We start from the raw sequence: 17,240 nt of genomic DNA on the forward strand, positions 1-17,240 counted from the left end.
ATCCGTAATTATTTATTTACCTCAAACTTATAAGTACCTGCAATCAATTCTTTAGGAGTATTCTCCCCTTCCAGATGTAATGTAGCCGTTGTACCGGGAGGCACAGTTACTTTATAAATAACTTTATCACCCACTCTTTCCCAGGCTGATTTTATCAACCCGTAAGGAGAATTATAAGAAGCTTTTACATAGGTCAGTTCTTCTACAAAATGAGGCTTCAGGATCACATTCTTAAAACCAGGGTTCTGCGGATCGACATTAATCCCCGCCAATGCCTTATAGAACCATGCTCCAATTTCACCATACATGATATGATTCTGCGAATATCCCCAGGCAAGGCCGTTATAATCCCAGTTCTCGTAAAGGGTTGTCGCCCCCTGACGTAACCAGTTTCCCCATGAAGGATAATCCTGCTGGGTTACCATACGGTAAGCCTGTTCTACATTTCCCGTTTCCGTCAATGCATTAAGGATCGTTTTACATCCCATAATACCCACATCCAAATGATCTTTGTCCGCTTTTACCCGTTTGGTCAACTGTTCTGCAACCTTTTCTTTACAGTCTTCCGGGACTATACCCCAATATAAAGGCATACTAAGCTCCGTCTGATAGCCGTTGGCATAAATACCGGTTTCCCTATTCAGGAACTTCTCATTGATCGCATTCTTTATTTTTTCTGCCGCTGCCTTATAATACTCATAATCCTTCTCAAAACCGAACAGTTTGGCAGTACGGGAAACGATATCCGCATTTTTATAATGATAAATCGAAGCTGTCAATTTCTTATCTGAGACAGATTTATGAGGTACCCAATCTCCCAGGCAATAATCACTGATCAGTCCTTCCGGATACTTTTTCAACCAGTAATCCGTATGCATTTTCATGGCTTCATAATTATCCTTCAGGCAGGTCGGGTCACCATAAAACTCATACAAAGCCCAGGGAATAATGGTCATCGAGCATGTCCAGTCGGCAATGTCACCACCCCAACCACCTGAAGGTATAATACAGCGCAACCGTCCTCCGTCATACATATTATCCCGATGGTCATCCATCCATTTTTCATACAATGTAATCCCGTCAAAGCTATATAGTCCTGTTTCAATCGCCAGATGGGCATCGCCTGTCCAACCGTTCTTTTCCCGGTGAGGGCAATCTGTCGGATATCCGACCAGATTCGACAGATACGAGTAGTTGGTCGCTTTCAATAATCTGTTGACAAACGCATCAGAGCACTCAAAAGAACCGTTTACCGGAGTATCCGTGTGTATAAAATAAGAAGTAAGATTTTCTGTCGACAGATGCAAAGGCTTATCCGAAGATATCTCTGCATATTGGAACCCTTTATAATTAAAACGGGGCATATATTCATTCGTATTGCCATCCAATATCAATACATCCGTCTGGAACAGCTCGTCTTCCGGATGAACGCCATACTTCAACGGTTCATTTACATTTTGATAAAACTGGGTGTTATTATCGTCGAATAATCGTTTTTTACGGGAATCCAGTTGTTCTCCATGACGTACTTTCACCTTTGTGCCGGGTATGCCTTTCGCTGTGAACTTCGTAATACCAGACCAGTTCTGCCCGAAATCACATAGATAGAGTGTATCGCTTATTTTCTTCAGGTCGACCGGTTTGCAATATTCCGTGATACGGATCGGATGCATCGCCTGAGAGGTTATATTCGTACAGGGGATAGCGACTTCCGTTGCATTCTTCCAGGATGAATCGTCATAAGATACGGTATTCCAACCCGGTAATTCCTTTCTGAAATCATAATTTTCCGCCACATAGATAGCATTGAATGTAATGGGGCCGCCTTTCACCTTGAAACTTTCATCGGATGCCAGAATCTCTTTTGTCCCGTCCGTATATGTTATATGCAAATTCAGGCAGAAAGAAGGACGCTTACGCCATGGAGCTTTATCAAAGGACCATTCAGCAACCGGCTGATGGTTATACCAACCATTTCCGAGAATTACCCCCACGGCATTATCTCCTTTACTCAAAAGATCGGTGACATCATACGTAACATACAATAACCGCTTGTCATAATCGGTAAAAGCCGGATCTAAAAAATGGTCACCGACCTTCTGCCCGTTAATGGATAGTTCATATAATCCGGCTGCCACTATGTACGCCCTTGCCGATTGGATGTTCTTGTCTAATCGAATAGCTTTCCGGAAATAGGGAGTCTCACGAGACTCTATATCCTGTCCATCTGAAATAAATGTACCCTTCCAGTTTGAAGGCGTCAACATACCTGTTTCAAAAGAAGAAATTACTTTCCGGGATTCCCGCTTGTCTTTGTCCCAAACAGTAACACTCCAATAATATTTCGTAAAAGGCTCCAGGGCTTTCCCCTTATAACCAGCCATCGTTTTCCCGTCTGCTTTTTTCTCCTGCCACAGGATCTTTTTTCCTTTGGACAAAGCGACAGAATCTTTTCCTACAGTGATCCTGTAGGCAGTTTGAACGGCTCCGTCCCTGCTATCTTCCAGATGCCACGAAAAACGCGGAGCCTGGCGGTCGATACCTAACGGAGCAATCAGATGCTCGCACTTCAAATCCGTAGGCACACACTCTTCGGCTTTCTCCTGCGCCTTTAGTCCACAGATGTTTACAGAACATAGAAACGCCATAACCATCCCCCTAATAATCTTATCCTTTTTCATCTCCTAATGAATTTAGTTAACAAATTATTCTTTGTCATGCAAAGATACGCATCAAGTATATTTCAAATGAAATTCGTATTTTTCCTGACCTTCCATCTTATATACTTTGATTCCATTTTTCTCAGTCCGTAAGAACGGTAGTTTGATTTCTTCCCGTGCATCCAGCCATAATTCGACAGACACTGTATCCGGGATCCTCAACCGAAGGGTCCGTTTCCCTTTCTTTCCCTGCGAATAAAAATGTACTGCCCCTTTTGCTGTGTATACATCAAAATCTACTTTCTCCAGGCTACCGGGCTGCGGCTCTATTTTTATTTTACCAGATCCTCCCTCTATCGGGCAAATACCGGCTATCCCCTGACTGAGAGCGATCAAAGGATGCATGGCGCAATGACTCCACTGAGAGCCTTCATCCGGATAAGCAGTCCAAAACTCCTGTAATGTGTTATTTTCCCAAACAGAGCTCATTCGTCCCCATTTCGTTCTCAAGTCAGACAGAACGGATTCAATCTTCCTGTATTTAACCAATGCCCACAGACGCCACACGGCATTACACGGGTATGATATACCCAACTCTGCAGGAGTCTGTTCCAATATTTCCAATGACTTATCTACAGAATTACCCGGACACAAATCATAGACCAATGCCGTAGACAAAGAACGGTCACAATAACGTATCTCTCCTTCTTCCTTTATCCAGGGTAGATTATTCACATAAACTTTTCGTTCCTCATCCCAAAACTTACGGATACATCCCTGAAGTATCCTATTGCCATAAGCTTCAATCTTGTCAGCTTCTTCCTTATCTCCAAACAAACGACACAAAGGAGCCAAAGCATCCCTGCACATTGCTGTAATATAAAGATTTAACGCCAATTGTTTATGACGGTTCTTTTTATATGCCTCATGATCGATGTAAACCGAACACATTCCTAAGTTCTCTGCCGGTACCAATTGCTCCTCTTCATTCGTCAGCGAACAGAGAAAAACAAAAAACTTAAGAAGTCTCGGATAGACTTCTTCCAATCCCTTTAAATCACCGGTATACATGTAATAATGATAAGCATCGAAACAAAATCCGATACTATGATCCAGAATAGGGCCCCAACCGGTCAGTTGCATCTGCCGTTCCATCGTACGTGCCAACCGATCCCAGGCAGGCCAACTATCCATAAAGTATCCGTCTATGGAAGATCCCTGGCTGAATGTATTTATATACCGGAAAGGAAGCGAACAATCTCCCATTGTCTGAAAAACAGCATGTAACTGATGACTACCATCTCCGCTGTATTGTTGCCTTTCCCGCGCCATTCCATCGACCAGTGTTTCCTGGGCACAATTATATAATGTATTTACTGCAGCATCGACCACCTTTTGAATAGTATCGTCTGCTATGAATATATCAGGTTCTTTATGCCAGGGATATATTCTACGGCGCATACCGACCGAAGATATCCTGACCGGACGATTAAAGTTACGAATATGTAACTGAAGCCATCTGAAACTCTCGAAATCAAATGTTTCAAATGTATTAACCCCTTCTTTACAAACAAACCGGGTCCAGGAGTTAAAATGAGAATTTATAATAGCAGGACCTCCGATCCGATGTGCTTCATGTACCAACAATTCCACCACAGTTCCTTCCGGAGCGTCAATAGTAAAATAAGGCCACCCGACGCCTTGTTCACTAAAAGAAAAGGTCAGCGCAGCCGCATTGTTTCCATTCGGCTCCACCAGCCACTCGTCTCCGGACTGTCTGACAACCGGCTGATGTATAACATCGAAAGCATCACTGACCAACATATCAAAATAATCTTCCGCCGGTCTCTTCCAATGAATCCACATGGATTCTTCCAGTTTGGGCCGGATCACCGAATATTCCCGCATTAAAGGAATACTCCTCCGGCGGATCTCTGATACGTTTTTATCCCCGGATATCTCCCAGGCATATTCCGAGACTCCGTTACAGACAGACGGATGACATCCGTCATCACTCACAACCAATGCTTTTACCCAGTCCGCATTCTGGATAAAGTCAGGCGTATCCCATCCATACGGATACAGTCGGGCATCAAAAGTCTCTTGTAAAGAGCGCAGAAACCATCGTTTGTATTTTCCGGGCTGCCAACTGCGGGATAAATAGCTGAACCACGAGTCATCCGTCAGTATTTTTTGCCCATCGATATCCAGATTCAGGATAAATCCGGGCTTTCCCATCGGAGAAGTTCCATCACCGGTTCCAAAATAACAGACTTCGACGGCTATTGTATTTTTACCTTCGACCAAATATCCCGCCAGGTCCAGCGGATCGGCTTCCTGCCAGCGGGGATCAGACGGAGCAGGCCCCCATTGCACTCTTTTCCCGTTCACAAACAAACGATATCTGCTATCCGCCAGTATCCATCCATTCGCTTTCAACGGCTTTTCTTTCAGTATGACATCTTTCCGGAATAAAATAAAAGTGTTTTGCAGCGTCCGACCGGCCGGATACCAAATCCATTTCGCAGGAGACAGATCCAAAGCTCCATTCCGGTCTTCCTTTGCAAAGGAAGACATACCTACGAAAAATAAAAGTGTTATAAATAATACCTTATGAATTGCCATACTACAAAACAATTTTATCCGGATGAAACAAATATCAACAGCTTATTTATCTTTTCATAAAAGGACTATAAAAGTAAACAAATGAAAAACTATTCACACTATAATCCCCGCAATATATTAACCGGACCGAGTAAACCTGCGTCAGTCAGCGGGGTACTTCCCCTCAGCATATCGAAACGGAAAACATCATGTGTTTTTGTAAAACGTTTCTCTACCGGCAATTTCCAGTCTCCAATCACCCGGTTCGCCCATAAATTGACTATATCAATCTCCAGAATATTTCCTGTATCCTTTATACAATCCGTAATATCGACACGCCAGGGAGAGCACCACAAAACACCCAGCTCTTTACCATTCAAACGAACAGCCGCCACATGCTTAACATCGCCCAAATCGAGGACAAGTCTTTCACCTGCGTGAGAAAGCTTTTTCTGCACATTCCCCATGTCAAATACTTTCCGATAAGTTGCTTTACCCGAATAATACTTAATCCCTTCTTCGGGGCTATCGATCCAGTTAGAAAGCTTATCAAAATGTACTTCACCGGGACCACCCCAGTCTTTGTCAAATAAAACCTGCCATGAGTCGCTTAACTCTTTGACCTTCTCATATTTCAAGAAATTAGGAACTCCTTTGCCGGAGCTGTTCTTAGAGATAGATTTGCGGAATACAATAAAACAAGAGCCATACGGCGCCAACTCCAACGACAAACCGGTAAGTCCGCCCTTCTGCTCAAAAGAACCCGCCTCTTTCATCTCACCCGTTACCGGATCCCATATCTCCGGTTGTTTTCCGGTAACTCGAAAGGAAAAGTCTCCGACTTCGGTGCCTCCTGTACGATTAATCACAAAATAAATCTCGGACTGTCCATCCACCCGATGGATATAATCGAACTTTTCAGGCTCACGTGTCTGACCCGTATAAGAAAAATCAGGTTGTATTCCATCCGCAAGCAAAACTTCACGTGCTGTCTTCCCCCAGATGATACGTCCTTTACCAAACTTCCGTTCCGTACGAGTTTTCCCATCCAGGTCACCCCAAATTTCTGCGGCAATCTTCCGTACCTCTTTGTCACAATCCGGATACCCGTTCAGTTCTGCCGACCTTTTAGGAGGCGCCCCAACTACAGTAGCCCCATCCCTGATCAATTGCCGAAGTTTCTTGATTACTGGCAGAGACATGGCATCCGAAGGATCAGATAAAACCTTCAACTGTTGATAATGCCCAACTGCCTTACATATCTCTTCTACAGGAGAAACACAATTCTGAAGATATAAAAGACGATAACTCATACCATCTGGCAATACGATCCTTCCATCTTCGACGGACATACGTGTCAGTAGTACTTCTGCATTCGTATAATCACAGTCATAGCCTACCCCGAGAGTCGGCACAACATATTTAGGCGGGACCAGCGTCGGCGGTCGTTCACCCAAAAAGAAACAGACATCGGCCACAAACTTACCCTCCTGCAATAAAGACTGGCAACGAGACAAATAAGAAAAAAAGGCTGAAGACTGTTCCCACCAGGTTATATTAGGAGTAAAATGCTGACCGGCACAAAATTCATATCCGGGTTTCCCATCTTCCGGAGGCTGGCAGGTTGCCTGATGTAACATAAAACGATTTATACCTTCACAAAAAGCATCATTCGCATAGGGTTTTAACTCGTAGGGACCCAGAGACCAATGCGTACGGTCCTGTTCCATCTGTGTGAAAGCTTCCGCCTGCGCTTCACGCCGGCCATATATATGTGCAGCCGAAGCTGTTTGTTTCAAATTAAGTCTTGCGCTTTTACGCGAATTCATTCCGTCTTCAGGCAATTTGTAATGTACCCAAAATTCGCCTGCCGGAATATCACAACGCCCCAAATTTTTTAGTGCATCCTGAGGAGGCGTATCATTCGGTCCTCCCGCCTCATTACCTACATCCATGCCATTCTCATGGCATAATTCATAGAAATGTCCATAAAAGTTCTCTGCGACACAATCCTGTATCGTTCTGTCAAAATCATCCCGGAAACGAGCCGAAAAGACAGAATCATTCACTGTATATCCCGCTAATATAGCCATATATGGCTTTAAATCATATCCCCGGAAACGCCGGAATTGCTCCGGGAAATCCTGAGTCCATGTCAGTTTTCCGCATTCCCAGCTATCCGACCACAAATAAGCCAATTTACCGCCGGCCTGTCGGGTCTCTTCAATAACTAACTTACCTAAATGATCAAAATGATCATCCAAAGCAACCGTACTCAAATAATCTATTTCATATCCGTCTCCTCCTTCGAACGTATCGCCTTTAGGATATGCATACCATTTGCTCCAGGGATGACCTGTCAATGTATATCCTGTCCGTAAAATGAGCCAGTCGCCTTCCGGAACATCCCAATGCAATCTCCCTTCAGAATTTATACAGTCCGTGATATCTATAGCTGTTTCCGGATGTACTGTTTTTGTTTGGCGTTCTATTTTAAATGCCTGAACCCATACATCATGGTAATAATTATCGACAGTTTCAGGTTGAGGAAATTCTTTGGAAAAGGTTACAGGTCCGGTAACGAGCTGTTCACTCTGAACTACTTTCTTCATCGCTTTATCCGGTGTAACCCAAGGCCCCATCATGGTCCAGCCTCCCGCCAGGTTAAATCCTATTTCAATATTCAAACGTTTAGCTTCCCGGATAGCATGCCGATAAAGAGCACGCCACTCAGGACTCAGCCATTCAACACCTAATAAAGCCCCTTCCCCGGCATATCCACCCGTACATATCAGATTGACACCACTGATCCCTTTTGCTTTAAACTCTTCCAAATCACGGGTAATAGAGCCTTCATTTACACGATTATAGAGCCACCACCAATAGACTCTTGGCTTTGCATGATCCGGCGGTGAGACAAACAAGTCACTAAGATCGCCTGCTCGCTGACCTACAACCGAATTGCAGCAGAGAAATATGACCAGTAAAAAGAAGATAGACTTTAATCCAGTATGTTTCATGGTATTTTTCTTTAAAAATATGAACAAAGCAAGGAGATCGTTCTTTATAACAATCTCCTTGCTATTATCTATTTATCAATATCCCGGATTCTGTTCCAGCAAATAATTGATCTGTCTTTCTCTTAACGGGAAAGCGAATACCAAACGGTTTTCCGTTACCTCAAATGCGGAAGGAAGAATCCACTGATACTTCGCCTTCATCGTCTTTCCGAACGCGGTCATTGTTTCTATCGCTTTACCTGTACGAATCAGATCTGTCCAACGATGGTTTTCAAAGGCCAGCTCATGACGCATCTCATCAGCTACATCCTCTGCAGTAACGCTGGTCAGCGACTCCAATCCGGCACGGGTTCTTACCTCATTAACATAAGGTAAAGCCTCTGCATTTCGATTCTGCGCTACCAAGTTTTCTGCCAGTAACAACAAAGCACCTGCATACCGGTAAACCGGGAAGTTATCTCCTGCACGCCCAGCATACTGATAAGGAGGATGATAATACTTCCGGATGAAGTAGTAGAAATTTTTACCAGTTGTCGGAGTAAAATCCGATACCGTCTTGACTTCTTCGCAAGTAAACTGTTCAGCGTCATCTGTCTTACCTTCTGCTACAGCAATGGAAGCATCCAAACGCTTGTCACCCGGTTCGTAAGACTGAATCATCTCTTCCGTAGGAACACACCAGCCACCGCTTGTACCTGCATAGTTCGAAAAGGTGATACCCATCAGGAAGTCATTATTACTACATTTCGGAATCAAACGCCAAGGAATATCATTATGTACGCCTGCATTAGAGCCATCTTCGATGTACTGTATTTCAAAAATAGATTCTTTCGAGTTCTTATTGGCAGGATTAAATACAGCTTCATAACTGTCCAAAAGACCGTAATTCATCTGTGTGATATCTTTCAAATCCTGTTCAGCAGCTTTGTAATCACGAGTAGGTTGTGACATATAACAATAAGCACGCAGCATTTTAGCAGCTCCCATCGTTGCCCGGCCACTCTGCGGGAAAGTGCTTGCTACCGGCAATCCCAAAGAAATCGCTTCCGAGACATCGGTAAGTACTTGTTTATAAACATCTTCTGCCGGAGATTTAGCAGCAAAAGCTTCTGCTTCGGTAGTAACCTCTTGCAACATAAGAGGAACACCGCCCCAATGCTGTACCAAATCGAAATAATAGAAGGCTCTCAGGAACAAAGCTTCTGCTTTTACCGTTTTCTTCTCTTCTTCCGTCAATTCGGAAGCATCCAGTCTACCCAAAATCGTATTTACCTTGGCAATACTAGAATAAACGCCTTTATAACGGTCCGGACTCCAACCGACAGTTTCGTCATCTAAAAACAAAGCTAGTTTTTCAGTCGAGTTATAAGGACCTCTATCACCGCTATAGTAGGTATAAAATGTATTATCCGAACGCATCTCATCCATAAATATACCACTTAAGGCGATATTTCTCAAACCTGTATACGAAGCAACCGTAGCTTGCTCGAAATGATCTGCAGTCTTATAGAACGTTTCCGTCGTAATAGTTGTCTCAGGAGTCAGATTCAGGAAAGAGTCACTGCAAGAAGAAAGAGACAACACACTTGCCGCAAAAATATATATATTTAACTTTTTCATATTCTAATGCTCTTTAAAATTTAACATTCAAGCCAATTGTATAAATTCTGGCAACAGGATATGTTGTATGATCCACTCCCTGATATAATCCGCTTGTATTCTTATTTACTTCCGGATTCATTCCCGGATAAGAACCTACGGTAAACAGGTTTTGAGCACTTCCATAAACACGTATTCCCTTGATATAAGGATTTGATTTCATCGGAATCGTATATCCTAACGTGATATTCTTCAATGTTATGTAATTATTCTTGAATACCCAACGAGAATTGGTATATCGGAATAATTCCGTCGTACCTGTTCTTGTTCTCGGAATATTACCGTTACCTGGATTATCTTCTGAGCGCCAACGTTCTGCAACTTCCTTACGAACATTGAATACACCGTCTATATTTTCCGTCCATTCATAAGTTCCGTCTATAATGTCTCCGCCTAATGAACCGGTAAATACAACGCTCGCGTCAAAATCTTTCCATGAGAAAGTATTCGTCATACCGAAAATACAATCCGGATTCGGATCCCCGATGAAAGTACGGTCATTGTTATCGATAATACCATTTCCATCCAAATCTTTCATGCGGACAGTACCGACCATAGAAGAGGCATGCTTAGGTCCGGCTTCATATTCTTCCTGAGTCATGAAAACACCATCATAGACGTAGCCGTAGAACAGACCTAACGGTTTACCGACTTCCGTACGGTTGTAATCTTCCTGATTGTTATTACCGCCAATCGGCGTATTGTTCGTACCCAGCTTCATTGCTTTATTACGATTAAATGTCAAATTCAAGCTGGTATTCCATTTAAACTTGCCTGTCATATTCTTCGTTTCCAAGCCAACTTCATGTCCCCAGAATCTGAATTCACCAATATTGGATTGGATGTTTTCGAATCCGGAAGAATAAGGAATATCAATCTGATACAACAAACCATCCGTTTTCTTCCAATAGTAGTCATAAACCAAGAATACACGGTCATTGAATAATCCTAAATCTACACCGAAGTCGAGTTGTTTGGTTGTTTCCCAGGTAAGGTCCGCATTACCGATACCACTTGTTCCACGTCCGGCAGAAATTCCGTTATTGAAGACATAGTTGTAAGTTCCGATCGTAGCCAAATGATTATAGTTACCGATATTATAGTTACCTACGATACCATAACTTCCACGTAATTTCAAATAACTCAACCTATCGAATCTCTCCATGAAGCTTTCATCCGAAGCAATCCAACCTGCAGAAACAGAGGGGAAATTAGCCCACTTCGCATTCATACCAAAACGAGAACAACCATCCCGACGGAAAGATACAGACAGTAAGTATTTACCCATATAATCATAATTGGCACGTGCCAGATAAGAGATCATTGCCCATGAACTTCTGTCACCTTCACCTGTTTTTGTCGTGGCAACATTGAACCACCCCACTTCATCATCAGGAAAATCTGATGCATTGATTTTTGCATTTTCTGAGGTTGTCTTCTGGGTTGAATATCCAAGCAAAAGATCTACATTATGCTTATCCGCAAATGTCTTATTGTAGGTCAACGTATTTTCGATCAACCAGTTCACATATTTACTGGTACCATAAGAACCGACAGCCGGTTGAGGAGGAGCAGTGAACATGGCACCATTTGCAATAGAAGGCACCCAGGATTCGGTTTGATCCGATCCTAAATCGGCATTCGCACTGATACGATATTTCAATCCGTCTATAATCTTGACATCTGCATAGGTGTTAAGCGTTCCTCTCATTTTCCTTTTAGGATCGTCACGTTCACTCAACACGAGATAGAAGTTCGGATTGGCAAACATACCTGGTTGTGAATAAGATATCGGATATGTTCCGTCATCATTCTTATATTTCAACTGTGGATCCATCAAGAAGGCAGAACCAATTATATAACGTCCGCCACCCAATCCGGGGATAATCTGCCCGCTCATATAAGAACCTGATAAATTCAAGCCAAACGTTACGCGGTCCGAAGCTTCATATACATTATTGGCACGTGCCGAGAAGCGTTCCGAATAGGTATTGATAATAACACCATCCTGCTTGTTGTAGTTCAGGTTCACAGCCGATTTCACTTTTGTGGTTCCTGATTGTAAACTCAGGTTATAATTCTGCGTCAATGCAGTCTGCAAAAGCACATCGTACCAGTCTGTTCCATTCTGTAACGAAGAAGGATTCCGATAACATTCAGGAACTCCTCCGGTATAGCCTTCATACTTAGCCTGATCTTCGTAATATTCTTTTTTGAACTGAGCAAATTCCTGAGCATTCATCACATCAGGACGTCCTCTTTTCGATACTTGTGTTGCACCGAAATAAGCACTGAACTCTACATCTGTTTTTCCTTCTTTCGCCCTTTTGGTCGTTACCAAGATAACACCGTTGGCAGCCCTGGAACCATACAAAGAGGTAGAAGCAGCATCCTTAAGAATTGTAATATTTTCAATTTCTTCAGGACTTATCGACTCCAGTCCCGTACCTTCGTTCGGAGTGATCGGGAATCCATCTACTACTACAAGAGGACTGTTACCACCATTCACGGAAGCAGCGCCACGGATACGGATAGCCATACCACCGCCGGGTTCACCGTTTGCCTGAGTGATCTGTACACCCGAGAATTTACCCTGCATCTTCTGGCTGATATTCGGAACAGGAATGTCTTCCAGTTCTTCATTATTCAATTTACTCATAGAGCCGGTTACCGAACGGGCTTTCTGAGTACCGTAAGCCACAACAACGACTTCATCCAGCGCTTCTGAATCTTCCGATAGCTTTACTGAAAAAGTTGTTTGATTACCTACTACGATGTTTTGTGTATTATAACCGAGATAAGAAATTTGCAATGTCGCATTATGAGAAACTTCTAAAGAAAATCGTCCGTCTACATCGGTAACGGTTCCGTTCGTCGTGCCTTGTTCCAGCACATTTGCACCGATAATCGGGGTTCCTGTTTTATCCGTCACAACACCCGTGATTTTCTTTTGTTGCTGGCTAATCGTCACAGACGCATCTTTTAAATTGGAGCCATTAGCCGCAGATACATTTGCTCCTGAGAGCACGCTTAAAAGTAATAATGGGAGTGTAGATCTTAATATAGGAGTATATATACCCCCCCCCCCCGTTAAACATTTTTTCATACTTATTTCACATTTATTATGTTATTAAGAATAGAGTATTTTATCAGTCTTACCTGATACGTTTAAGATTATCAAAATTGTACTTTACATAAATTTGATACTAGTGTTTTCAAAAGGAATTAAACCATAGGCATATTATATTAATGTTAAACATCTTCAATTCTTTATTTCACATGGCTAGCGCATTTATTGCAACAAAATTATTCACTTAAAAATAAAGAATGTTTAGAAAAATGACTTTAGATATTATAAAAATGACAGAATAGTTTATATCATACAAAACCCACTTATCCGTTAAGCTTCGTAGACATTAAAAGACTTTTATAAAGAATGATGTAATAACATATATTCACACTTCCCGGTGAAGGCATCACCAGGGAGTGTAAGATGATCCAAAGGATTGAATCACATACGACACACAGCTAAAACCCGAATAAGACTATTAACGCACCTCTACCTGACCGTCCTGTACCAGGAACTCGAAAGAGCCGGATTCCAGTTCATAAACAGCAACAGGTATTCCATTACGAGAAGATTTTCTTACAAATTTCACTCCTTTAATTTCTTTACAATCAGAAACAGACTCAGAGACAGGCAAATAAAGGGTTGCCGTCGTATTTGCCGGTACTGTCGTGCGATAAGCGGTCAATGTACCCTTCCCATCGGCAGTCCAGGCACTATGGATAACACCGTAGCAGGAGACATAACTTCCTGCTAAAGAAAGATAATCGGCACCGGCTGAAGGCTGCAGAACAAAATGCTTATATCCGGCTTCTCCCTGACCGTAATCGCTTGTAATACCTAGTTGATATTCATACATCCATTGCCCGACTGCACCTAAAGCAAAATGATTGAATGAATTCATAGCATTACTATGACCTTTAGCAAAGGCGACTTCATAACCGTTCCAACGCTCCCAAATAGAAGTAGCCCCTTTAGTAACCGGATATAACCAGGATGTAAAATCAGTACAGGTAAACATCCGATATGCTTCTTTAACATGACCGGAACGACTCAATGCAGGCAGGATATTCGGTGTTCCGGAGAAACCGGTCGTAATCGTATAAGCCGGATAGCTGGCGTCACCCAGACCACTTGCAGATGGATTAGCAGCCAATTCTGCCAAATAGGCTTCCGCCCTGGCCTTGTTCCTATCGGAAAAACAATTGAAGTTCAGCGGTGTGGCATAAGAAGACTGTGAATGAACCAGTTTTCCGTCTACATTTTTGGTTTTACCTGTGGCTTCATCTACATATGCCTTATTCCATTCCTCTTTTACCAAGGCATGGCGCTCACGGAGCAACTCCGCATAGTCTGCCCGACCGATCGCATCGGCCATACAAGCGGTCACTTCCATCATATACATATAAATAGCATTATTAACCAGATCAGCAGGAGTATTCGGGTCCATTGCCAGCCAGTCAGACAATCCGCTTGCTTTGCTCGACAAATGAGGATAGGTCTCACTAAAATCATAAAAATCCATACCGTTCAACCAATCCATCATCGCTTCCATATTTTCCTCTATGACCTGTTTGTTGCCATACTGGATATAGAGTTGCCAGGGCACCATGCAGACAGCAGCCGCCCAAGTCGTACCATCGGCAAACGTCGTATCGTCTGCCAGGTTATAAGTCGGGACCGTACTGCCTATTCCACCCGGAGCTTCTGTAGCACTACCCACTCCCTGGTCTGCCCGCAAGGTCACCATCCATTGCCGGAAGAAATTCTGTACATCCGAATTGTAAGTAGCTGTACGCGTGTAAGCCTGTGCATCGCCAGTCCACCCCATACGTTCATTCCGTTGCGGACAATCGGTAGGGATCGTAAAGAAATTACCCATCTGGCTACGCTGTATATTTTTGAATAACTGATTTACCAGTTTACCAGTCCTGCCATCAGCCGTAACAGCCTCATACTTTCCGGAAGGCAAGTTGTCTGAAGAAAGGACCAATCCCTTCACACTGCTGACGGGTAAAGCCCCCGAATGAGACGGCAACGTAATCTGTATATACTGATAGCCCCGGTAGGTCGTCGAAGGCCGGATAGTCACTTCTCCGTCATCTTTCGCAATATAAAAATCAGAAACCAGCGCAGCACGCATCGTTTCATGCAACGGCCGGCCGGCTATATTTCTTCCCTTCTTCCCGTATTCACCGATATACCAGGCATCATCTCCCTTTAAACCTGGATAGAGCTGTTCTGCATAACGCATGATAACAACATCCCCTTTTTTCAGCCATCCTGCCGGAATAGTCACTGACGGAACACCGACCATATTCACCCCCATATCATATACATAGGTATGCTTATCGGCACTATGTACCGGCATAACCTGTCTGGCAGTCAATACTTCACGGACGCGTACCGGATCATCGTAGCGTGATACTATATCAAAATGTATCCAGTCTCTTTTTTGTATGATATCCGGTTGCCCCCATGCCGAATCGTTATAGGCCGTAGTAGTCCACCCTTCTACAGCCGGTTCCCGGTTCGCATCATAACGTTCCCCATGGAAGAAACTACCGGAGCGGACCGGCCCTTCTTTGTAAATCTTCCAGGTATCCTTATCGGTCACTACCACCTGTTCGCTTCCATCTTCATAAGATATGACGAGACGGGCCAACAGAGCTTCGTGATCTCCAAAGAAATTAAAATTAGGCATCGTAAAGGTCATATAGCCGGTATACCACCCCGGATTCAACCGGGCAGCAATGCAGTTATCACCTTCCGCCAACCGGTCGGTAACATCATATGCATAATAGCCCAATACCTCCCGGTACTGGCTATTACCGGGTGCAAACCAATCTTCACCGACACGGTTCCCGTTCATAAACAACTCATAAGCACCCATGGCCGTCACATACAATTTTGCCCGGGTCATTTTCTTCCCATTCCGGGTCGAGAATGAAGAGCGCAGCATCGTCAAAGCGCCATGACTTGGATCGGCATACCCTATTGTCATCTTTTCCGTATCGTTCCGGACAAGAATATCGTCTCCTTCCACACGGACATTCGGCAATGTTTCAAAAATGTTATAATGCTGTTTATCAAAAGTTACGTTATCCTCACTACGTCCGCAGTTCTGTACCCGATAACCGGAATAACGGACCTCACAATCCGGCATAGCCGCAAAACCGATCGAGGCCAGATGCGGTAATGTATTCTGGTCATGTGTATCTCCCCAGGGACCGACATTAAAACGAGCCGGTGTATTTCCGGAGGCAGCAGTGGTAGTCAATGCCTTTCCGTCGATAGTAAAAGTGAGATTGCTGGATTCGACTTTTACGGTTATCGTATGTTCCGTATTTTTATTGTCTGATGTAAAAAGGGAGTTGATATTGGTTTCCGGATATTTCTCTGCGGAAACAGTCAGGAAAGGAATATCGGCACGGTCGGATTTCGCATAGCCGACACGGTAAATATGTAAAGCTGCCCCCTGAGCACTACCTACACCGGACAGATCCAATTCGACACGCACATAGTTTTCCCCTTGCAGGTTATCAGCATTCTGAAAAGAATCGATCAGGCGAAAGTCGTTTGCCCCTAATATGAACGAAGCCCTATCCCCCTTGAGTAATTTGAACCGGGTCGAGATCATAAAATAGTTGGTAGCCGCAGCATCCAGTATCAACTCTTTCGAGCCGATCCATTCCGCACCGTCCCAGGCCGAAATATGGGGATTCATCAATCCGGTTTCAAAAAAGGAAGATGCCGTATAACTTTTACCTTGTGCATCCCAGACCGTCAGGTTCCAGTCATAGGCCATCTCAGCCTGCAATGCCACTCCCATATATTTTATCTGGGTAGAAATATCCGAATCGACTTTACGACTGTCCCACACCACCCGGTTATCGCTTTTACGTGTGACGACTATCCGGTAGGCAGTTTGCTTTTGTCCCACTTCATCCGATTGCATCTGCCAACTGAATACCGGATGTTTATCTTCGACAGCAAGTGGCTCCACCTTATTTTGTACCTTTAGAGAAAGAATGGAAGTAGTGCACCAGGCATATGCCGGACAAAGAAACAGACAGCCTACCAACAAATATATCCAATGTAGTTGCAATAATGTGTATTTCATTGAGACAAAAAGATTAAGAGGTTATTTTACAAATACAAAGTTAACATAGCACAAAGTTATCCGACATTCAATTTTGATGTTTATCTTTTCATTTTTGACAGTAGCAG

General features: G+C 43.5%; 6 protein-coding genes. All 6 read right to left on the bottom strand.

Annotation, left to right across the window (positions count from 1 at the left end):
* Positions 1-8: 8 nt before the first annotated feature.
* On the bottom strand, positions 9-2,681 hold the full coding sequence (locus tag IEY67_RS01410; protein ID WP_183670304.1) for a glycoside hydrolase family 78 protein: 2,673 nt from the start codon (positions 2,679-2,681) through the stop codon (positions 9-11).
* Between the two features lie 51 nt (positions 2,682-2,732).
* Complete coding sequence (locus IEY67_RS01415) at positions 2,733-5,285, bottom strand: alpha-L-rhamnosidase-related protein (RefSeq protein WP_183670302.1); 2,553 nt, start codon at positions 5,283-5,285, stop codon at positions 2,733-2,735.
* Between the two features lie 98 nt (positions 5,286-5,383).
* Positions 5,384-8,284 (bottom strand): glycosyl hydrolase, encoded by a 2,901-nt coding sequence (locus IEY67_RS01420; protein ID WP_183670300.1) that lies wholly within the window; start codon positions 8,282-8,284, stop codon positions 5,384-5,386.
* Positions 8,285-8,359: 75 nt separating this feature from the next.
* Complete coding sequence (locus IEY67_RS01425; RefSeq protein WP_183670297.1) at positions 8,360-9,904, bottom strand: RagB/SusD family nutrient uptake outer membrane protein; 1,545 nt, start codon at positions 9,902-9,904, stop codon at positions 8,360-8,362.
* Between the two features lie 13 nt (positions 9,905-9,917).
* The gene (locus IEY67_RS01430; RefSeq protein ID WP_189086816.1) at positions 9,918-13,049 is read right to left on the bottom strand and encodes a SusC/RagA family TonB-linked outer membrane protein; all 3,132 of its coding nucleotides are present in this window, start codon (positions 13,047-13,049) and stop codon (positions 9,918-9,920) included.
* Positions 13,050-13,491: 442 nt separating this feature from the next.
* Complete coding sequence (locus tag IEY67_RS01435; RefSeq protein WP_183670293.1) at positions 13,492-17,133, bottom strand: family 78 glycoside hydrolase catalytic domain; 3,642 nt, start codon at positions 17,131-17,133, stop codon at positions 13,492-13,494.
* Positions 17,134-17,240: the final 107 nt, after the last annotated feature.

The organism is Parabacteroides faecis, from assembly GCF_014647375.1.
GTDB classification, from domain to species: Bacteria; Bacteroidota; Bacteroidia; order Bacteroidales; family Tannerellaceae; genus Parabacteroides; species Parabacteroides faecis.

Coding starts and splice junctions, on each gene's coding strand:
- IEY67_RS01410 (WP_183670304.1), bottom strand. CDS start 2,681: ATGAAAAAGGATAAGATTATTAGGGGGATGGTTATGGCGTTTCTATGT.
- IEY67_RS01415 (WP_183670302.1), bottom strand. CDS start 5,285: ATGGCAATTCATAAGGTATTATTTATAACACTTTTATTTTTCGTAGGT.
- IEY67_RS01420 (WP_183670300.1), bottom strand. CDS start 8,284: ATGAAACATACTGGATTAAAGTCTATCTTCTTTTTACTGGTCATATTT.
- IEY67_RS01425 (WP_183670297.1), bottom strand. CDS start 9,904: ATGAAAAAGTTAAATATATATATTTTTGCGGCAAGTGTGTTGTCTCTT.
- IEY67_RS01430 (WP_189086816.1), bottom strand. CDS start 13,049: ATGAAAAAATGTTTAACGGGGGGGGGGGGTATATATACTCCTATATTA.
- IEY67_RS01435 (WP_183670293.1), bottom strand. CDS start 17,133: ATGAAATACACATTATTGCAACTACATTGGATATATTTGTTGGTAGGC.